This is a genomic window from Streptomyces sp. NPDC043861 (assembly GCF_056435905.1).
Map to the genome: position 1 here is coordinate 950,048 of NZ_JBWKDP010000001.1, position 18,663 is coordinate 968,710.

Consider the following 18,663-nt stretch of genomic DNA (forward strand, 5'->3'; position numbering starts at 1 on the left):
CCCAACGCGAGCGGGCGCACCGGCCCGCGGACACCCGACGGCTCGCGCACGGAATCCACGCGTCCGCGTCCGTCACCGCCCGTCCCGGGAATCGAGCAGCATGCGCTGAAGCTCACGGGCCGCCCGTGAAGGGGCGACATCGCTGCGATGCGCAAGCGCGATCGTCCGCCGCAGCCCCGGCCCGGCCAGCGGGGTCACGCGCAGGTCCCGCCCCGCCCTGGCCGCGACCATGCGCGGTACCACCGCGAGCCCGAGCCCGGCCCGGACAAAGCCCAGCACGGCGTCCATCTCGCCCCCCTCCACCGTGAACGACGGGTCGAAGCCCTCCGCGCGGCATGCCGCGACCGTCAGCTCCCGCAGGTCGTACCCGTGCCGGAACATCACCAGCGGCTCCCCCCGGAGGTCGGCGATCCGCACCGCTGCGTGCGGAGAGGGTCCCGCCGCGTGAGGACCTCCCAGGCGGTGCTCCGGGTGAGACACCACGACCAGGTCCTCCCGCAGCAGCTCCACCGTCGTCAGCGCAGGCGAAGGCGTCGGCAGCGGCAGCACCACGAGGGCAAGATCCAATGCGCCGCGCGCAAGGTCCCGCACCAGGTCGTGCGAGCCGCTCTCCTCGATCAGCAACTCGATCCCCGGGTGCAGATCGTGGAACGCCCTCAGCACGTCCGGCAGCAGGCCCGTGCACACGCTCGGTGTCGCCCCGAGCCTGATGCGTCCACGCCGCAGCTGTGCGAGCTCCTGCACCTCGTGCCGGGCCGTGTCCGCGTCCGCGAGGATCCGGCGGGCGAGCGGCAGCAGCGCCTCGCCCGCGTCCGTGAGCGCGATGTTGCCGCGTGCGCGGCTGAAGAGCTCCGCCCCCAGCTCCTTCTCCAGAACCCGGATCTGCTGCGACAGGGACGGCTGTGACACATGCGTCCGCTCTGCCGCCCGGGTGAAATGCCGGGTCTCGGCCACGGCCACGAAGTACTGGAGCTGCTGGAACTGCATGACCACCAGGATACGGCCTCCATAGCAAATGCCTATGGATATGAGCCGGACCATGTCTTGGACCTCTCGTACCTTCCCCGCCTAGCGTCTTTGTCCATGGCTCTGGCAACGCGAACGGACCGACAACCGTCCCTCACGCGCACGTTCTGGGGATCGACCATCGGCAAGAAGACGATCATGGCCGTGACCGGTCTGGTCATGCTCGGCTATCTCGTCGTCCATATGCTGGGCAACCTCAAGATCTTCTTCGGCTCCGACGAGTTCAACGGCTACGCCCACTGGCTGCGCACCCTCGGAGAACCCTTCCTCCACCACGAGTGGGCCCTGTGGATCGTCCGCGTGGTGCTGCTCGCCGCCGTGGTGCTGCACGGCGTCTCGGCCTACCAGCTCAGCCGGCGTGACATCAGGGCCCGCCCCGGCAAGTACGTCCACAAACGGGCCCGGGCGAGCTATGCCACCCGCACCATGCGCTGGGGCGGGATCATCCTCGGCCTGTTCATCGTCTGGCATCTGCTGGACCTGACCACGCTGACCGTCAACGAGAACGCACAGCACGGGCGTCCCTACCAGAACGTCGTCGCGACCTTCTCCACCTGGTACGGCAACACCGTCTACGTCACCGCGATGCTCGCCCTCGGGCTGCACATCCGGCACGGCTTCTGGAGCGCCGCCCAGACCCTCGGTGTGGGCAGTGCCCGTCGCGACCGCGTTCTGAAGGTCACCGCCGACCTCCTTGCGCTGGTGCTGACGGTGGGCTTCCTCTCGGTACCCGTTGCCGTCATGACCGGAGTGGTGAACTGATATGAGCTACCTGAACTACCGGACCGGCGAGCCGATCGCCGACACCAAGGCGCCCGCGGGACCCGTCGCCGAACGCTGGGACCGCCGCCGGTTCGAGGCGAAGCTGGTGAACCCGGCCAACCGCCGCAAGCACAGCGTGATCGTGGTCGGCACCGGCCTCGCGGGCGGCTCCGCAGGTGCGACGCTCGCCGAACAGGGCTACCACGTCGTCCAGTTCTGCTTCCAGGACTCCCCACGCCGCGCACACTCGATCGCCGCCCAGGGCGGGATCAACGCGGCCAAGAACTACCGCAACGACGGCGACTCCATCCACCGCCTCTTCTACGACACGGTCAAGGGCGGCGACTTCCGCGCCCGGGAGTCCAACGTCCACCGCCTCGCCCAGATCTCCGTCGAGATCATCGACCAGTGCGTCGCCCAGGGCGTGCCCTTCGCCCGTGAGTACGGCGGACTCCTCGACACCCGCTCGTTCGGCGGCGTCCAGGTCTCCCGCACCTTCTACGCCCGGGGCCAGACGGGCCAGCAACTGCTTCTCGGCGCCTACCAGGCACTCTCCCGGCAGATCGCCGCGGGCAACGTCGACATGCACGCCCGTACCGAGATGCTCGACCTGATCGTCGTCGACGGACGGGCCCGGGGCATTGTTGCCCGCGATCTCGTCACCGGAAGGATCGACGCCCACTTCGCGGATGCGGTGGTACTCGCCTCGGGCGGCTACGGCAACGTGTTCCATCTGTCGACCAACGCCATGAACTCCAACGCCACCGCCATATGGCGCGCCCACCGGCGCGGCGCCTACTTCGCCAACCCGTGCTTCACCCAGATCCACCCCACCTGCATCCCGCGCACCGGCGACCAGCAGTCCAAGCTGACGCTGATGAGCGAGTCGCTGCGCAACGACGGCCGGATCTGGGTGCCGAAGGCCAAGGGCGACACCCGCCCGGCCAACGAGATCCCCGAGGAGGAGCGCGACTACTACCTGGAGCGGATCTATCCGTCCTTCGGCAACCTCGTCCCCCGTGACATCGCGTCCCGTGCGGCCAAGAACGTCTGTGACGAAGGCCGTGGGGTCGGACCCGGCGGTCAGGGTGTCTATCTCGACTTCGCCGACGCGATCGAGCGGATGGGCCGGGCGAAGGTCGAGGAGAAGTACGGCAACCTCTTCGACATGTACCAGCGGATCACCGCGGAGGATCCGTACGAGGTGCCGATGCGGATCTATCCCGCCGTGCACTACACGATGGGCGGGCTCTGGGTCGACTACGACCTCCAGACCACCGTCCCCGGCCTCTTCGCCATCGGTGAGGCCAACTTCTCCGACCACGGCGCCAATCGGCTCGGTGCATCCGCCCTGATGCAGGGCCTCGCCGACGGCTACTTCGTCCTGCCGTCCACCATCAACGACTACCTCGCCCGCAACCCGCGCACGGACACCGTCGATGTCTCCCACCCGGAGGTGGCCGAGGTGCTCGCCGCGACCGAGGACCGGCTGAATCTGATCCTGTCCGTCGACGGCGACCGCACTCCCGACTCGTTCCACCGCGAACTGGGCGAGCTGATGTGGGAGTTCTGCGGGATGGCCCGCACCGACCAGGGCCTGCGCAAGGCGCTGATGCGGATCCCGCAGATCCGTGAGGAGTTCTGGCGCCGGATCAGGGTTCCCGGCACCAACGAGGAGTTCAACCAGTCGCTGGAGAAGGCCAACCGGATCGTCGACTATCTGGAGCTCGCCGAGCTGATGTGCCTTGACGCCCTGGCCCGGTCGGAATCCTGCGGCGGCCACTTCCGCGTGGAGTCACAGACGCCGGACGGCGAAGCGGCAAGGAAGGACGAGGACTTCTCGTACGCCGCGGCCTGGGAGTTCACCGGCACCGGGGAAGCCCCCGTCCTGCACAGGGAAGCCCTCGTCTTCGAGTACGTCCACCCCACCCAGCGGAGCTACGCATGAAGCTCAACCTGCGCGTCTGGCGCCAGAGGAATGCCGGCGCACCCGGAGCCATGGCCACCTACGAGGTGGACGGCATCTCACCGGACATGTCGTTCCTGGAGATGCTCGACACCCTCAACGAGGAGCTCATTCTGAGCGGAGAGGACCCCGTCGCCTTCGACCACGACTGCCGCGAGGGGATTTGCGGCGCCTGCTCACTGGTCATCAACGGGGACGCCCACGGCCCCGAGCGCACCACCGCGTGCCAGCTCCACATGCGGTCGTTCCACGACGGCGACACGATCGACATCGAGCCGTGGCGCGCCTCCGCCTTCCCGGTGGTGAAGGACCTGGTGGTCGACCGTTCCGCATTCGACCGGATCATCGGGGCGGGCGGCTACATCACCGCACCGACCGGTGCGGCCCCGGAGGCGCATGCCACCCCCGTCCCCAAGGCCGACGCCGAGTCCGCCTTCGAGCACGCGGAGTGCATCGGCTGCGGTGCCTGCGTCGCCGCCTGCCCCAACGGCTCGGCGATGCTCTTCACCTCGGCCAAGGTCAACCACCTCAATGTGCTGCCCCAGGGCTCGCCGGAGCGCGAGACCCGAGTGCTCGACATGGTCGCGGCCATGGACGAGGAGGGCTTCGGCGGCTGCACGCTGGCCGGTGAGTGCGCCACGGCCTGCCCGAAGGGCATCCCGCTGCCCTCGATCGCCGCGATGAACAAGGAGTGGCTGCGGGCGACCCGGAAGGTGAGGCGCTGAGGGCTGTCCCGCAACGGGGTCTGCCCGGCGGACAGGGCCCCGCACCCGGCACGTGCGGTCGCCGGCGAAGAGGGGCCGCCCTCGTGCCGTACGTTCTCTGGGGAGTCCGTCGTACTCGGCGAGCCCTGCCGGGCGGCGAGCGGGCGCCCCGGGCGTCGCGAGCCGGTGAACCGTTCCCGGTCACCGGCCGCTTCCTTCGGTTCATGCCCGGCTCCCGGCACCTCCCGCCATCGCCGCGGAGGTGACGGGGGACGGGTCGAACCCCTTGGCGATGAGCCGTACGGCAAGCGTCACTTCCCAGGCGAACACGGGGACGGCCGCGATCGACCCCGCCACGGAGACCTGCTCATAGAGCCCGAACATCACGGCGGTCGCCGAGGCGCAGATCATCGGGCCCCCGACGAGCCCCAGCACTGCGATGAACCGCGGCACGAGGCGCGATCTGTACATCAGCCAGGCCAGCACCAGAGTGTTCGCCCCGAGGGCGAAGTTGGGGCCGAAGAGGAACGTCCAGTCATGGATCGCGACCAGGGTTCTGCCCACCGCGACGGCGGACGCCGCGTCGGCGCCCGCCGCACCCGCCCCTTCCGCGAGTTGCCTCCTCAGCGTCACGACCGACAGCACGCTGATGATGCCGACGACGATCACAGCGGCCTCGAGGAGGCGTCCGCAGACATGGCCCAGGGCGGCCCCTTCGTTCTGTCTCCTGATGACCGGATAAAGGGTCACCCCGGTGCCGATCACGGCCGTCACGAGAACGATCTCGAAGAACGCCCCCAGGAACACACGTGTGTCGGAGCCGGAGCCGACCACGTACTCGGCGCCCTCCAGCGCCGGGCCGTACAGCGCGAGCCCGCCGATGGCGGCGATCTCGGTGACGAGGAACAACACGCCTGCGACGACTGCGGTTCTTCTCATTGGGCTCATGCGGGTCCTCCCCCTGAAAGGTGTACGTCGTACACCTGGCGGTCACCCTAGGTGTACGCCGTACACTCGTCAAGGCGGGAATTCGGTCCGGGCTGATGGCAAGGGAGCTGATCGACATGGCGGAGCAGTCGGAGCCGGTGCGCAGGGCCCCGCTGAGCAGGGACCGCGTGCTGAGTGCCGCTGTCGCGCTCGCCGATGACATCGGGATCGAGGCGCTCAGCATGCGCAAGCTCGCCCAGGAGTTGGGCGTGGTGCCGATGGCGCTCTACAAGCACGTCGCCAACAAGGAACGGCTCCTGGACGGGATGGTGGACGCCGTCGTCGCCGAGATCGATCCCCCGGGCCCCGGGTCCGACTGGAAGAGCGCGGTCCGCCGGCGGATCCTCTCGGCGCGGCGAGCCCTCCTCGGCCACCCCTGGGCCTCGCACGTGATCCAGTCGCGGACCCATCCGACACCGGCCGTGCTCGCGTACATGGACTCGGTGATCGGAATGTTCCGGGCCGGCGGCTTCTCCGTCGATCTCACCCACCATGTGATGCACGCCCTGGGCAGCCGCATGCTGGGGTTCACCCAGGAGCTGTTCGACGACGCCCCGGGGCTCGATCCGGCCGGTCAGGAGGCCGCGCTCCGTGAAATGGCGGCCAAGTACCCGCACATCACGGATCTGGCCAGTGCGGCGGCCCACGACGAGGACTCCGTCGTGGGCGGCTGTGACGACCAGTTCGAGTTCGAGTTCGCGCTGGATCTCCTGCTGGACGGATTCGAACGCCTCCGTCAGCAGGGGTGGGAGTCCGCGCGCCGCTCACCCGCAGGGACATCACCGGAGAGCCCTTAGGCCGTGCCCGTGGGCTGCGTGACCCGGTGGGAGATGAACCTTTCCGGTTGAGGTGGGGCGTGGTGATCCTGCCGCCGGCGAGCGGGGTCAGCGGAACCGCGCCTGCCGAAGAACAGGGGGCGAGGCGGGCATTGCGGTGTCACCGACGTGTGTTCACGGGCTCAGTCGTCGGCCGCGACGAGGAGTGTGATCTGCCCGGCCGAGCGGTCGATGAGCACGAACTCGTGGAAGTACTCGTGAACACCACCCCAGTCGTGGAACGCCTCGTCCCCGAGCCCGCTCAGGTAGTGGATCCGGTCTGCCGCGGCCAAGCGGTCGAACACCGCCCGCTGCAGATCCGCCCCCAGCTCGGCGGTCACGTCCCCGAGGCGGTCCACCCACTCCCGCAGGATGTGTGCGCCCTTCTCCCGGTCGACGGCTTCGTACGCGTTCGGGGTGACCAGCCTCAGCCAGTACGGGCCGTGCCTGGACCCCTCCGGCAGCACTCCACCACCTGCGTAGTCGTCCCGGAACTGCTCGTGCGCGATGAGTTCGGCAAGCAGCTCCACGTCGCCGAGGGACTCCTCCGGGAGCCGAAGCTGCTTGATGTCGACCCACCGAAACCCGTGCGCCTTCGGATCCTGGAACCTGTAGTGCCGGAAATTGATGAAGGCGCTGCTGTCGTGAGTGAGCCTGTTCCCCATGGCGCCACAGCTTAGAAGCCGTACGAAGCAGGTCGTGTGCATCCATCGGACGCCCCCCTGGCGCGGCACCGGAGCCAGGCCGCCCCGCAGACCCATGGACGGGCGCGACGGTGCTCCTGCCCGGGCGGAGCGGGGTGCCCACGGGATGTGCGTCCGCCCGGCCCCGTTCGGTGCGACGGCCGTCAGATCTCCGGGAACCGGGCCGGGACGCCGAGCGCGGGCGCCACCGCCCCCCAGATCGCCGCCTGGGCCGAGTCCAGTGTCACCCTGGGGTCGCCCAGCATCAGCCGGATGCCGAACCCGTCGCACATGGCCAAGAGCAGTGTGCTCGTCGCATCCACGTCGAAGTCCGCGAACTCGCCCGAGTCGACGCCCCGCCGCAGTGCCTGGCCGACCCAGGTGTGCAGTTGGTCGTAGAGGTCGACGGCGAAACGCTGTGTCGTCTCGTCGCGCAGAGCCCGCACCCACAATTCCTGCCAGAGCCGCCAGTCCTGGCGCAGCTCCGGGTCGGTGGGCAGCAGGCTGTGCAGGATGCGCGCCAGGATGACCGAGGCGGGCACCGAATCGGCGTCCCGCTCGAGTTCCGTCCCCGTCTGGGCGAAGGAGTGCGCCATGGCCTCCGTGAAGAGCTTCTCGCGGGTCTCGAAGTGGTAGTGCAGCAGCGCGGTGGAGACCCCGGCGTGCTCGGCCACCATGCGCATCCGGATCTTCTCGAAGCCGACCTCGGCGATCACTTCGCACGCGGCGGCGAGAATCCGCTCACGTGTTTCGCGAGTGCGTTCGGCCATGGCCACGTCGGTGCTCCCTGGGTCGGTCCTGCGGTGCGGTGTCTGTGCGGGGCTGCGTGCGGTGGTCGGGGTGCGGTGCCGCCTCCCATCTTCGCGTATGGCCGCGGGTCGTGGGCGGGCCCCCTCGATGTCATCGGTAGGTGTGGAAGCCACGCCCCGACTTGCGGCCGAGCAGACCCGCCTCGACCATCCGGGACAGCAGCGGCGGCGGTGCGTACAGGGGCTCCCGGAACTCCTCGTACATCGACTCCGCGATGGCCCGGGTGGTGTCCAGACCGATCAGATCGGTCAGGGCCAGCGGACCGAGGGGGTGAGCACATCCCAGGGTCATCCCCCGGTCGATGTCCTCGACCGACGCCGTGCCGGCCTCCGCCATCCGTACGGCGGCCAGGAGGTACGGCACCAGCAGCGCGTTGACGATGAACCCGGACCGGTCCCGCGCCCGTACGACCTGTTTTCCCAGCACACCGGACGTGAACGCCTCAGCCCGCAGCACCGTCTCCTCCCCGGTCAGCAGCGACGGCACCAGCTCGACCAGCGGGAGCACCGGCACCGGATTGAAGAAGTGCAGGCCCACCACCTGCTGCGGGCGCACGGTGGCCGCGGCGAGCCGGATGACCGGGATGGAGGACGTGTTGGTCGCCAGTATCGCGTCCGGGTTCCTCACCACCGTGTCGAGCCGGGCGAACACCTCGACCTTGGCCGTCTCGTCCTCGGCGACGGCCTCCACGACGAGATCCCGGTCGGCCATCCAGTCCAGCCCGTCGACCACGACGAGCCGGGCCAGTGCCGCGTCCCGCTCGGCGGCGGACAGCTTGCCCTTGTCCACGGCGCGCCCCAGCGAGCCGGCGATCCTCGCCCGGCCCGCCTCGGCCGCAGCGGCACCCGACTCCGCCACCACGACGTCCAGCCCGGCCCGTGCACACACCTCGGCGATGCCGGACCCCATCAGTCCGCAGCCCACGACCCCGACCCGTTCGATGCGCGGCTCCTCGGCTCCGGCCATCGGTTCACCCTCCCATGTGGTTCCGTGGATTCGGTGTCCTGTCCGGTCCCTGCGGTGTGCCGGGACCGGACAGGACGTTCCGGCCGCCTCAGGCGGACGGAAGCTGCAGCACACCCGTGCCGCGCTTGACCAGTTCACCCGCGATGATCAGGCGCTGGATCTCGGAGGTGCCCTCCCAGATCCGGTCCACGCGCAGTTCGCGGTAGAGGCGTTCGACGGGGTAGGAGCGGTCGTAGCCGCGGCCGCCGAAGATCTGTACGCAGCGGTCGATGACCCGCCCGGCCGCCTCGCTCGCCGACAGCTTAGCGATGGCTGCCTTGGCATGCAGCGTCTTGCGGTCGGCCAGACCCGCGTCCACCTCCCAGGCGACCTGGTGGGTGTAGGCGCGGTTGACGGCGATGTCGACGGCGCAGTCGGCGAGCATGCCCTGGACGAGCTGGAAGTCCGCGATGCGGGAGCCGAACTGGCGGCGCTCGACCGCCCAGTCGCGGGCCAGTTCGAGGGCCCGCTCGGCAGCGCCGGTGGTCCGGGCCGCGATCATCAGCCGTTCCTCGGTGAACCAGGAGCGTGTGATGTCGTACCCGTTCCCGATCCCGCCGAGGACGGCGTCCTCGGGGACGTGTACATCGGTGAACGTGAACTCGGGGTGCTCGTAGACGAAGGTGTGCATGAAGCGCGGCACCCGCGTCATCCTCACACCCGGTGTGTCCTTGTCGACGAGAAACAGCGTGGGGGCCCGCTCTTCACCGGCCGCGGCCAGCACGATCATGAAGTCTGCGTGATCGCCCACCGTCACGAACCACTTCTCGCCGTTCAGCACCCACCCGTCGGCGGTCCTGGTCGCTGTGGTGCTCAGATTCTGCGGGTCGGATCCCGCCCCGGGTTCGGTGACGGCGTAGCAGTCCCGGCGCGCGCCCCGGATGACCGGGACCAGGTAGCGCTCGCGCTGCTCAGGGGTGCAGAACCGCAGCGCGTTCGCCGGGCGCCACACCATGTCCCACAGGGCGCCGGTGAGCCGGCCCAGTTCTTCCTGGACGGTCGCCTGCTCCAGGATGGTGAGCCCGGCGCCGCCCCATTCGGCAGGCATGTTGACGGCCTGCAGACCGCTGTCCAGCACGGCGTCGCGGATCTCCGCGTGGGCCTGCGGCGGCAGACCGTTGTTCTCCTCGCAGTCGAGCTCGTACTTCATGATGAACTCGGTGAGCCCGCGCGCGGAGCTCCTGAGCTCCTCCTGACGGGCGGTGAGACGGAAGTCCATATCGGTTCCTCGGGGTCGGTGACGTACGGGTCGGGGCGGCGTCGGCCGTCAGGAAAGCGGCAGCGCGAGCGCCTGGGTGCCGCGCTTGATGAGCTCGTTGGCGATGATCAGGCGCTGGATCTCGGAGGTGCCCTCCCAGATCCGGTCCACGCGCAGTTCGCGGTACATCCGCTCGACGGGGTAGGAGCGGTCGTAGCCGCGGCCGCCGAGGATCTGCACGCAGCGGTCGATGACCCGCCCGGCCGCCTCGCTCGCAGCGAGCTTCGCCGTGGACGCCTTGGCGTGCAGGGTCTTGCGGTCCGTGTGCGGCTGGTCGGCCTCCCAGGCGACCTGGTGGGTGTAGGCGCGGTTGACGGCGATGTCGACGGCGCAGTCGGCGAGCATGCCCTGGACGAGCTGGAAGTCCGCGATGCGGGAGCCGAACTGGCGGCGCTCGACCGCCCAGTCGCGGGCCAGTTCGAGGGCCCGCTCGGCAGCGCCCACCGTCCGGGCGGCGATCATCAGCCGCTCGTCGGTGAACCACTCCTTCGTCAGCTCGTAGCCGTTTCCCACACCGCCGAGCACGTCCTCGTCCGGGACGAACACATCGGTGAACACGAACTCGGGGTGTCCGTTCACGGCGGAGTGCATGAAGCGCGGCACCCGTGTCATCTCCACACCCGGCGCCTGCTTGTCCACGAAGAACAGCGTCGCGGCACGTTCGGGACCGGCGTCCGCCTGCACCAGCAGGAAGTCCGCGATGTCACCACAGGTCACGAACCACTTCTCGCCGTTGATCAGCCAGCCGCCGTCGGTCCTGGTGGCCGTGCTCGTGCCCGAACCCGGGTCCGAGCCCGCACCCGGTTCGGTGACGGCGAAGGCGTCGAACCGCTCACCACGGATGATGGGCAGCAGGTACTTCTCCCGCTGGGCCTCGGTGCCGTACGCCAGCACGTTGGCCGGCCGCCAGGGGATGTCCCACAGGCAGTTGGTGACCTTGCCGAACTCCTCCTCGACGATGACCTGGTCGAGCAGTGAAAGACCGGCCCCGCCCCATTCGGCGGGCATGTTGATCGCGTAGACGCCGGCATCGATCGCGGCACGGGTCAGCTCGCGGACGGTCTCGGCGGGAAGCGGACCGCCCGCCTCCTCGGACTGGTCCTCGTACCGCATCAGCAGCTGGGAGTACGCGGCCGCTCGCGCCTTGAGGTCGGCCTGTTCGGGGGTGTAGCGGAAGTCCATGGTGACGTCCTCCGTGAGGGTGGTGACGGGAGCGGGGAGGGGCTGGGAACAAGGGAAGGGACGGGCGGGGATCGAGGGGCGGGCGGCGCAGGGATCAGGCGAGTACGGCCCTGGCGTCCAGGGCGAGCACGCCGTCCGGGCGCACCAGCAGGGGATTGATCTCCAGCTCGGCGATCTCGGGGTGGGCCGCAGCGACCTCGGTGATGAGGGCGACGGCCTCCGCCGCCGCTGCCACATCGACGGCGGGCCGGCCGCGCACGCCCGCCAGCAGCCCGGCGGTGCGCAGACCGCGCAGCAGGTGCTCCGCGCGCCGGGCGGGTACGGGCGCCAGCGAGAACGCCACGTCGTGCAGGGTCTCGGTGAGCACACCGCCGAGACCGACCATGGCGACCGGACCGAACCGCGGGTCCCGGTTGACTCCCACGATCAGCTCGACGCCGTCGGTGAGATCGGCCATCGCCTCGACCGAGTAGGACGGTGCGCCGAGCCGGGCGTGCATCTCCCGGTACGCGGCCAGGAGGGCTTCCCGGTCCGCGAGCCGCAGCGCCACTCCGCCCGCATCGGACTTGTGCAGCAGATGCAGGGCCTTGAGCACGTACGGGCCGTCGAACTCGGCCGCGGCGGCGAGCAGTTCCTCCTCGCCGGTGATCTCCCGGGCCTCGGGGAACGGCACCCCCGCGGCGGCGAGAAGCGCCCGCACCCCGTGGTAGCCGGCATCGTGCAGGGGCGCCGACGGCCGGGGGAGCGGGGCGATTCCCGTGGGTGCCGCCGCGCCGTCCACGGTGATGGCGGCGAGTGCCCGGGCGGCGTCCTCCGTCGCGGAGAACACCGGGACACCGGCGCCCGCGAGGATGCGGCAGCTCGTCGACTGCGGATACATGGACTGCACGACCAGCGGCTTCGGGTTCTGTGCGCGGTGCCGGACGATGTCCTGCGCGGCCCGCACCTCGCCCTCGGACAGCGCCGTGCCCCCGCCGCCGAGCCCCCCGTCGTTCGCCGCGTATCCGCCGAAGTAGCCCGTCATCAGGACCGCGTCGACCTCGTCGGCGGCGAGCAGCCCACCGACTGCGGACGCATACGACCGGGGGTCCTGCTCACCCATGCCGGCCAGGTCGACCGGATTGCCCACGGCCGACTGCTCCCAGAGCACGGTGCGCAGCTGCGCCTGGGCCTTCTCGCCCAGCTCCGGGACCTCCAGCCCCGAGGACTCGGCGGCGTCCGCGGCGATCACACCGTGGCCGCCGCCGTCCGTGAAGACGGCGGTGCGCCGTCCGGCGCTGCGGGATCCCGCGTTCAGCGCCGCGAGCACGACGGTCATCTCCCGTGGTGTGGCCACGAGTTCGACTCCCGCATCCCGGCAGGCGGCGGCCACGACATCGGCCGATGTGGTGAGCGCGCCGGTGTGCGACTGGGCGCTCCGGGCCGAGGCGCTGCCGCGTCCGGCCGTGAGCAGCACGACCGGCTTGCCCGCCGCGGCAGCGGCCCGGGCGAAGGCACGGCCGTCGCCGAAGTCCTCGGCGTACACGGCGATCGCCGAGGTCGCCTCGTGCCGGGCGCAGTCCTCGACCAGGTCGGTCAGCGTGACGTCCGCCTGATTGCCGAGGGAGACGAACCGGGAGAATCCCAGACCGTGGGGCGCGCAGCGGAGCTGGAGCTCGAGTGCCAGGTTGCCGCTCTGGCTCAGCAGGGCGATGCTCCCCGGTGCGAAGGTGTCGGAGGCCAGATACAGCTCGGTCGTGTTGTCTGCGACACCCAGGCAGTTGGGACCGACGAGTACGGCGCCGGCCTCGCGGACCCGCTCCGCCACCGCGCGCTGCCGGGCGAGACCTGCCGCGCCGGTTTCGGCGAACCCGGCCGTGATGGCGACGATCGCGCGGGCCCCGCAGGCCAGGGCGTCGTCCACGGCGGTCTCGAATCCCGCGCCCGGCACGGAGATCACCACCAGCTCCACCGGTTCGCCGATGGAGGCGAGCGAGGTGGCGGCCGGGCGCCCGAGGACCGTACCGCCGCGGCGGTTGACCAGATGAACGGGCCTGCGGCCGGGGGAGCGCAGAGCCTGGGCGGCCACGGCGTGGCCGTACTTGGCCGGATCGTCGCTCGCGCCGACGACGGCGACGGACTTGGGGTCGAAGAGTGCCGTCAGGTCGCGGGCCATCTCACTTCTCCAGCCGGAGTGCGGAGTTGGGGCAGGAGTCGGCGCAGGCGCGGGCCGCGTTCTCGCCGCCGGGCGGCACGGGGACGGCGATGACCGACGCGTACCCCCATTCGTCGAGTTCGACGAGGTCGGGAGCGTGCTCCTGGCAGAGGCCGTAGCCCTGGCAGCGGGTGGAGTCCAGAAGGAGTTTCATGGTGATCCTTTCAGCGAGGGCTCGGCGGAGGGACGGACCTGACGTCCCGGGTGGTCCATGACCTGCGGAACGGGCACCACGAGCCGGTGTCCGCCACTGGGCGGGGAGGCCGCGCACGCCGGGCAGGCCGCTTCGAGATGCGTGCGGACGAGCCCGGGATAGGAGCGCAGGAGGGTTCCCGCGGCGCCGGCGGCGGCGTCCAGCAGGCCGCATGCACCGCGCCCGGGCAGCCCGGACGACCAGCGCTGAAGCCGCTCCGCGGCATCGGGGACCGCGGTCCCGTCGGTCAGCTGCCGGAGTGTGTCGCCGAGCGCCGCCGTGCCCGAGACACAGACACCGCACTGGCGGGCGCTCTCTGCCCTGAGGTGGTCGACTGCGTCGGCGGCGGTCGCGAGCGGACATGTGCCCGGCCCGAGGAACCGGATCGCCCCGCAGCCCAGTGCGGTACCCGCCTCGGCGAGCGCGGCGGGATCGAGCGGCAGGTCGAGCGCGCCGGCGTCGATCAGCCCGCCGAACAGTCCGCCCATGAGGGCACCCGAAGCGTCCGTGGTGCCCTGGACGGTGGCCAGCGTGCGCAGCGGGATCCCGTAGGGGACCTCGGCGAGCAGAGCGGTGCCTTCGGCCGAGGAGAGCGTGAGGAGGGTGCTCCGGGCGATCTCGTGGCGGCGTTCGGGGCGGGTCGCGATGAGTGCGATACGGGCGAGTGTCTCCACGTTCGAGACCAGGGTCGGCTCGTCGCCGACCCCCTTCTCGTAGGGCCGGGGAGGCTTGGCGGTCGGCAGGGCCGGCCCGCCGTTGATCCGCCGGACCACCGCGGTCTCCTCGCCGGCCACATAGGTGTGGCCGGTCTCGATCACCTCCGTCGGCACGTACGGCGGACATTGGGCGAGGGCCTGGCGGACGCGCTCGGCCGCATAGGGGTCGGAGAGATAGACGTAGCACCGGGCTGCGCCGGTGATCGCAGCGGCGTGGGCCAGCCCGTCGAGGACCAGATGGGGGCGGGCGCGCAGCAGCCAGCGGTCCTTGACCGAGCCGGGCTCGCCCTCCTCCCCGTTGGCGACGACCACCGGTGCCCCGCCGCCGTCGCGTACGGCCCGCAGCTTCACGGCGACCGGGAATGCGGCGCCGCCCCGTCCGCGGAGCCCTGCGTCGGCGATGTGGCCGAGCAGCCGCCCGGGCTCGCCCGGACCGCGGTAGCCACCGCCCGCGGCATACGCCTCGCCGGTCTCCACCGTGTCGGGCACCGACCCGAGCACGGTGCCGGTCCGGTACGGCATCAATGAACGGATGGGGGTCATGCCCGCCCTCCGTCCGGAGCGCTGCCGTCCTGCATCGTTCGGGGGGCGGGGTCCTGGCGGAGCGCCTCGGGCCGCTGAGCGGTGCGATCTGCTCGGGTGCCTGACCGGGCGCCGAAGGAGTGGTCGGACGCAGGATCCGTGTGCGTGGCGGCGGAGCCGGTTCCGCCGTCGGCCACGGGAGCCGTCCGGGCCGCAGCGGGCCTGCCGGTCACCCGCGCCCTGCGGTCCGCGGGAACTTTCCCGCCCTCGTCCGGCTCCCGGGCGGGGCGGCCGTGGTCAGGACCGGATACCGGGCGGACGGTCGGGGGCCCGGGATGGCGCAGTACCCGTACCGCCGTCTCCAGGGCCCGGCGGTCGTCATGGGTGCGGCCGTAGCCGGAGCCCGGCAGACCGATGAGCATGCGGTGGTGGTCGAGGACGACCTCCCCCGCCAGCAGTGCGGCCTTCCGGTCGCCTGGACGGTCGCCGGAGGCGACGGCGGTCACGAGTTCGGTGACCTCGGCGAGATAGCGCAGCCAGCTGCGCTCGCTGCCGTGCAGGATCAGCCGCTCGACCCGGCGCCGCTCGGCGGCCGCCACTTCGGGCGGCGCCTCGGCCGTGCCCGGCGCACGGGTGCGCAGGGCGGCGACGGTGAGGGGCAGCTCCCGCTCCGGTTCGGGGGTGAGCCCGAGCCAGACGAGACTCCGACGACCGCTCATGCGTGCCTCCGGGACAGGAGAGGGAGTCGTCAACGGTGCAACCGGACGGGGAAGCCGAGGCGCGAGGGGCGCGCTGTCCGTGACCGGCTGTCGGCCGGTGCACCGTGCGACGGGGGATTCGGCGGTAGGGGACCGGGCGGGACCGCCCGGGGAGGTGCCGGCATCCGGTTCGGCGCGAGGGACACCGAATCGCGGGGGGCGGCGACGGGAATTACGCTAACTAATCAATTAGTCAGTCCGCAAGTCTTGACACTGCGGAAACGTGCCAGCAATCTGACTGGCCAATTAGTCAGCGCGGTTTCCGGTGCACTGCCGGGCCCGCCGACAGCCCCAGGGCCGCCTCAACACCGATCGCCGCGCAAGGCGGCATTGAGGAGTCAGCCGATGCAGCCCGAAGCCCCTGCTCCCGCAGCCCCGCTCACCCCGCACAGCCCCCCGGACCCGCACAGCCCCCCGGCCCGGCAGAGCCCGCCGGGCGCGCGGAGCCGGTCGGGTCCCCCGGCCCCGCAGAGGGAGCCGGCCCGGCCGAGCCCGCCCGACCAGGCCGACACGCCGGGCCCGGCGCTCGCGGCCCGCTACTACACGGACCCGGACACCGCGGCGGCCGAGACCCGGGACATCTTCGCGAAGTCCTGGCAGCTCGTCTGCCACGAATCGGACCTGCCGGCTCCCGGAGCCAGGCTGGCCGCCACCGCCGCGGGCCGGGAAGTCCTCGTCGTCCGTACCGAGGACGGCGGCCTGGCCGCCCACCTCAATGTGTGCCGCCACCGCGGAACCCGTCTCGTCACGGCCCCGGAACCGGCCGGCAAGGCGATCCGCTGCCCCTACCACGGCTGGACGTACAAGCTCGACGGCCGCCTCGTCGGTGCGCCCGAGGCCCGGCAGATCCCCTGCCTCGACAAACCGAAGCTCGGCCTCTTCCCGGTCAGGGTCGAGTCGTTCCTCGGCTTCGTCTTCGTCAACCACGATCCCGACGCCGTGCCGCTCGCGCAGCAGTGCGCAGGACTCGCGGAAGCCGTCGGCCACTACGCGGGGACCGATCTGGTGCCTGTCGGGCGCAGCAGGATCCACGATCTGGCCGGCGCGGAAGTCCAGCACGCGAACTGGAAGGTCGCCGTCGACAACTACCTGGAGGGCTACCACGTCCCGGTCGCCCACCCCGGGCTGATGCGCCTGCTCGACTACCAGGGCTACACCTGTGAGATCGAGGAGTCCTACGCGCTCTTCGCCTCGCCGCTGCGCGACAAGCCGTCCTCGAACTGGGCGGAACGCCTCTACCAGCGGGTGGCCGCCCCCATGCCGGGGCTCAAGGAGCCCGACCGCCGGGTCTGGCGTTACGCAGTGATTTATCCCAACACGCTCATCGACTTCTACCCCGACCATGTGCTTGCCTGGACCGCCATACCCACGGCCGTGGACCGCGTGGCCGTACCCGGCGCGTTCTACACCCGCCGCGGGACCGGGCTGCGAACCCGTATCGCCCGGCGGCTGAACATCCACATCGGCTGGATCACGAACGACGAGGACGCCGAACTGGTGGCCAGGGTGCAGAAAGGACTCACCACCCCTGGGTTCGAGCCCGGTCCGCTCTCCCGGCGCGAGGCGGCGGTCGGCTGGTTCGCCGAGCGCGTCCGGGCCGACCTCGACGGCGCGGAGCACTGAGGCCGCGCGGCTCCCACGAGCGCCGAACGCGATCCGCCCGGCCTTTCACGAAGGCCGAGCCGGATCCGTCCGGCCCCACGGGCGCCGAGCGGTGTCCGTGCCGGCCCACGGCACGGAGGAGTGACCCACGCAGACCCGGCGGCGCGGAGCAATGAGCCGCATCCGCCCGCCACGCACCCTGTCGAGCCGCACCCGGCGGTGCACCCCACACACCGCGCAGGCTCCCCGGTCCGGGCACGGAGTCAGGCCCCCGTGCACCCACGACCGCCCCCGCAGCAGTGTTCGTCACCGTACGGACCCCACGGAGAGGACCCCGATGTCCCCCGAGGCACCCCTACTGTCCCGCCGATCCTTCCTGCGCACCGGCGCCGCCGCAGCCGCCGTTCTCGGTCTCGGCACGAGTGCGGCGGGGTGCGGCTTCCTCCCTGCCGACCAGGCCGCCTTCGGAGCCACCGAGGAACCCATCGACGTCAAGGTCGACGGCGACCTCGTCTACTTCAACTGGGCCGACTTCGTCGACCCGGCCGTCTTCGCCGGATTCCAGAAGGAGTACGGAGTCAAGGTCATCCAGTCGAACTTCGACTCCATGGAGGGCATGGTCGCCAAGCTCAACGCCGGCAACCGCTACGACATCATCTTCCCCACCGCCAAATGGGCCCAGCGGCTGGCCGCCGGTCACCGGCTGCGCCGGATCGACCACGACAGGCTCAGGAACGCCGGGTCGATCCTCGGCAACTACGACTACTTCTCCGACCCCTGGTACGACCCCGGCTCCCGGCACACCCTGCCGTTCACCATGTACAAGACCGGGATCGGCTGGCGGAAGGACCGGCTCGGCGACGGGCTGAGCGGCTCCTGGGACGACCTGTGGAACGCCCGCGCCAAGGGCAAGGTCTTCGTGCTCGACGACCGCGACGAAGTCCTCGGCCTCGCCGCGCTCAAGCTCGGGCTCGACGTCTCCACCACCGACGAGGGGGACCTCGCCCGCATCACCAGCACCCTGCGGTCCCTGCGACCCCATCTGCGCGGCTTCTCCAGCGACAGCTACAACAACCTGCTGAACGGCAATGCCGCCATGACGCAGGCCTGGAGCGGTGACATGGCGGCCATGCTGGGCCAGGCCAAGGACCCCTCCGTCCTCGGCTTCGAGGTCGCGAAGGAGGGCGCCCCCGTCAATTCCGACTGCTACGCCATCCCCTCGGACGCCCGGCACCCGGGCACCGCGATGCTCTTCATCGACTACATGCTCCGCCCGGAGAACGTGAAGAGAAACATCGAGTACATCGGCTATCCGATGCCGGTCGGCGGCAGCGAGGACACCTACGCGGCGCTCGTGGAGCCCTTCCCCGAGTGCCTGGTGAGCGCCGACGACCTCAAGGACGACCTCTACTTCCGCAACGGCACCTCGAAGGGCGAACGGGCCCGGGACACCGCCTGGACCCGTGTGAAGGCGGGATGA

General features: G+C 70.8%; 17 protein-coding genes. 6 read left to right on the forward strand and 11 right to left on the reverse strand.

From position 1 onward, the window contains the following. Positions 1–72: 72 nt before the first annotated feature. Complete coding sequence (locus tag AC068D_RS03955) at positions 73–987, reverse strand: LysR family transcriptional regulator (RefSeq protein WP_478821316.1); 915 nt, start codon at positions 985–987, stop codon at positions 73–75. 96 nt (positions 988–1,083) lie between these two features. Between AC068D_RS03955 and AC068D_RS03960 the strand changes: the two genes are divergently transcribed. The 3 genes from AC068D_RS03960 to AC068D_RS03970 are packed head-to-tail and all read left to right on the forward strand — an operon-like array spanning position 1,084 to position 4,479. Then, entirely contained in the window at positions 1,084–1,788 is a 705-nt protein-coding gene (locus AC068D_RS03960) for a succinate dehydrogenase (protein ID WP_478821317.1), read from the forward strand. Position 1,789: 1 nt separating this feature from the next. Then, a complete protein-coding gene (locus AC068D_RS03965) occupies positions 1,790–3,736 on the forward strand; it encodes a fumarate reductase/succinate dehydrogenase flavoprotein subunit (RefSeq protein WP_478821318.1) in 1,947 nt (648 codons plus the stop codon). After that, positions 3,733–4,479, forward strand: a complete 747-nt coding sequence (locus AC068D_RS03970; protein ID WP_478821319.1) for a succinate dehydrogenase/fumarate reductase iron-sulfur subunit — start codon at positions 3,733–3,735, stop codon at positions 4,477–4,479. The genes AC068D_RS03965 and AC068D_RS03970 overlap by 4 nt, the downstream gene beginning before the upstream one ends. A 201-nt stretch (positions 4,480–4,680) precedes the next feature. Here the strand turns inward: AC068D_RS03970 and AC068D_RS03975 are convergent, their stop codons facing one another. Further along, entirely contained in the window at positions 4,681–5,406 is a 726-nt protein-coding gene (locus AC068D_RS03975) for a DUF4386 domain-containing protein (protein WP_478821320.1), read from the reverse strand. A 116-nt stretch (positions 5,407–5,522) separates the two neighbouring features. On the opposite strand from AC068D_RS03975, the gene AC068D_RS03980 reads away from it, so the two are divergent. Beyond that, the gene (locus AC068D_RS03980) at positions 5,523–6,242 is read left to right on the forward strand and encodes a TetR/AcrR family transcriptional regulator C-terminal domain-containing protein (RefSeq protein ID WP_478821321.1); all 720 of its coding nucleotides are present in this window, start codon (positions 5,523–5,525) and stop codon (positions 6,240–6,242) included. A gap of 161 nt (positions 6,243–6,403) precedes the next feature. Here AC068D_RS03980 and AC068D_RS03985 read toward each other — a convergent pair whose 3' ends face one another. The 9 genes from AC068D_RS03985 to AC068D_RS04025 form a co-directional block, all read right to left on the reverse strand. Continuing rightward, entirely contained in the window at positions 6,404–6,925 is a 522-nt protein-coding gene (locus AC068D_RS03985) for a hypothetical protein (RefSeq protein ID WP_478821322.1), read from the reverse strand. Positions 6,926–7,107: 182 nt separating this feature from the next. Continuing rightward, positions 7,108–7,713, reverse strand: a complete 606-nt coding sequence (locus AC068D_RS03990) for a TetR/AcrR family transcriptional regulator (protein WP_478821323.1) — start codon at positions 7,711–7,713, stop codon at positions 7,108–7,110. Between the two features lie 130 nt (positions 7,714–7,843). Then, entirely contained in the window at positions 7,844–8,719 is an 876-nt protein-coding gene (locus AC068D_RS03995; protein ID WP_478821324.1) for a 3-hydroxybutyryl-CoA dehydrogenase, read from the reverse strand. A gap of 88 nt (positions 8,720–8,807) precedes the next feature. Further along, the gene (locus AC068D_RS04000; protein ID WP_478821325.1) at positions 8,808–9,977 is read right to left on the reverse strand and encodes an acyl-CoA dehydrogenase family protein; all 1,170 of its coding nucleotides are present in this window, start codon (positions 9,975–9,977) and stop codon (positions 8,808–8,810) included. A 48-nt stretch (positions 9,978–10,025) separates the two neighbouring features. Then, on the reverse strand, positions 10,026–11,198 hold the full coding sequence (locus tag AC068D_RS04005) for an acyl-CoA dehydrogenase family protein (protein ID WP_478821326.1): 1,173 nt from the start codon (positions 11,196–11,198) through the stop codon (positions 10,026–10,028). Between the two features lie 94 nt (positions 11,199–11,292). After that, positions 11,293–13,353, reverse strand: coding sequence for an acetate--CoA ligase family protein (locus tag AC068D_RS04010; RefSeq protein WP_478821327.1), 2,061 nt, complete (start codon positions 13,351–13,353; stop codon positions 11,293–11,295). 1 nt (position 13,354) lies between these two features. Beyond that, positions 13,355–13,546, reverse strand: a complete 192-nt coding sequence (locus tag AC068D_RS04015; RefSeq protein WP_478821328.1) for a ferredoxin — start codon at positions 13,544–13,546, stop codon at positions 13,355–13,357. Next, positions 13,543–14,844, reverse strand: a complete 1,302-nt coding sequence (locus AC068D_RS04020) for an NADH-ubiquinone oxidoreductase-F iron-sulfur binding region domain-containing protein (RefSeq protein ID WP_478821329.1) — start codon at positions 14,842–14,844, stop codon at positions 13,543–13,545. The genes AC068D_RS04015 and AC068D_RS04020 overlap by 4 nt, the downstream gene beginning before the upstream one ends. After that, on the reverse strand, positions 14,841–15,542 hold the full coding sequence (locus tag AC068D_RS04025; protein WP_478821330.1) for a hypothetical protein: 702 nt from the start codon (positions 15,540–15,542) through the stop codon (positions 14,841–14,843). Before AC068D_RS04025 ends, AC068D_RS04020 begins: the two co-directional genes overlap by 4 nt. A gap of 384 nt (positions 15,543–15,926) precedes the next feature. Between AC068D_RS04025 and AC068D_RS04030 the strand changes: the two genes are divergently transcribed. Next, positions 15,927–17,204: an aromatic ring-hydroxylating oxygenase subunit alpha gene (locus tag AC068D_RS04030; protein WP_478821331.1), complete on the forward strand. Its 1,278-nt coding sequence runs from the start codon at positions 15,927–15,929 to the stop codon at positions 17,202–17,204. A gap of 316 nt (positions 17,205–17,520) precedes the next feature. Beyond that, the gene (locus AC068D_RS04035; RefSeq protein WP_478821332.1) at positions 17,521–18,663 is read left to right on the forward strand and encodes a polyamine ABC transporter substrate-binding protein; all 1,143 of its coding nucleotides are present in this window, start codon (positions 17,521–17,523) and stop codon (positions 18,661–18,663) included.

What these genes read in the sequence shown, in the direction of transcription:
- AC068D_RS03975 (WP_478821320.1), bottom strand. Translation starts at nt 5,406, where the DNA reads ATGAGCCCAATGAGAAGAACCGCAGTCGTCGCAGGCGTGTTGTTCCTC.
- AC068D_RS04015 (WP_478821328.1), bottom strand. Translation starts at nt 13,546, where the DNA reads ATGAAACTCCTTCTGGACTCCACCCGCTGCCAGGGCTACGGCCTCTGC.
- AC068D_RS04025 (WP_478821330.1), bottom strand. Translation starts at nt 15,542, where the DNA reads ATGAGCGGTCGTCGGAGTCTCGTCTGGCTCGGGCTCACCCCCGAACCG.
- AC068D_RS04010 (WP_478821327.1), bottom strand. Translation starts at nt 13,353, where the DNA reads ATGGCCCGCGACCTGACGGCACTCTTCGACCCCAAGTCCGTCGCCGTC.
- AC068D_RS04030 (WP_478821331.1), top strand. Translation starts at nt 15,927, where the DNA reads ATGCAGCCCGAAGCCCCTGCTCCCGCAGCCCCGCTCACCCCGCACAGC.
- AC068D_RS03990 (WP_478821323.1), bottom strand. Translation starts at nt 7,713, where the DNA reads ATGGCCGAACGCACTCGCGAAACACGTGAGCGGATTCTCGCCGCCGCG.
- AC068D_RS04000 (WP_478821325.1), bottom strand. Translation starts at nt 9,977, where the DNA reads ATGGACTTCCGTCTCACCGCCCGTCAGGAGGAGCTCAGGAGCTCCGCG.
- AC068D_RS03980 (WP_478821321.1), top strand. Translation starts at nt 5,523, where the DNA reads ATGGCGGAGCAGTCGGAGCCGGTGCGCAGGGCCCCGCTGAGCAGGGAC.
- AC068D_RS04020 (WP_478821329.1), bottom strand. Translation starts at nt 14,844, where the DNA reads ATGACCCCCATCCGTTCATTGATGCCGTACCGGACCGGCACCGTGCTC.
- AC068D_RS03965 (WP_478821318.1), top strand. Translation starts at nt 1,790, where the DNA reads ATGAGCTACCTGAACTACCGGACCGGCGAGCCGATCGCCGACACCAAG.
- AC068D_RS03970 (WP_478821319.1), top strand. Translation starts at nt 3,733, where the DNA reads ATGAAGCTCAACCTGCGCGTCTGGCGCCAGAGGAATGCCGGCGCACCC.
- AC068D_RS04035 (WP_478821332.1), top strand. Translation starts at nt 17,521, where the DNA reads ATGTCCCCCGAGGCACCCCTACTGTCCCGCCGATCCTTCCTGCGCACC.
- AC068D_RS04005 (WP_478821326.1), bottom strand. Translation starts at nt 11,198, where the DNA reads ATGGACTTCCGCTACACCCCCGAACAGGCCGACCTCAAGGCGCGAGCG.
- AC068D_RS03995 (WP_478821324.1), bottom strand. Translation starts at nt 8,719, where the DNA reads ATGGCCGGAGCCGAGGAGCCGCGCATCGAACGGGTCGGGGTCGTGGGC.
- AC068D_RS03955 (WP_478821316.1), bottom strand. Translation starts at nt 987, where the DNA reads ATGCAGTTCCAGCAGCTCCAGTACTTCGTGGCCGTGGCCGAGACCCGG.
- AC068D_RS03960 (WP_478821317.1), top strand. Translation starts at nt 1,084, where the DNA reads ATGGCTCTGGCAACGCGAACGGACCGACAACCGTCCCTCACGCGCACG.
- AC068D_RS03985 (WP_478821322.1), bottom strand. Translation starts at nt 6,925, where the DNA reads ATGGGGAACAGGCTCACTCACGACAGCAGCGCCTTCATCAATTTCCGG.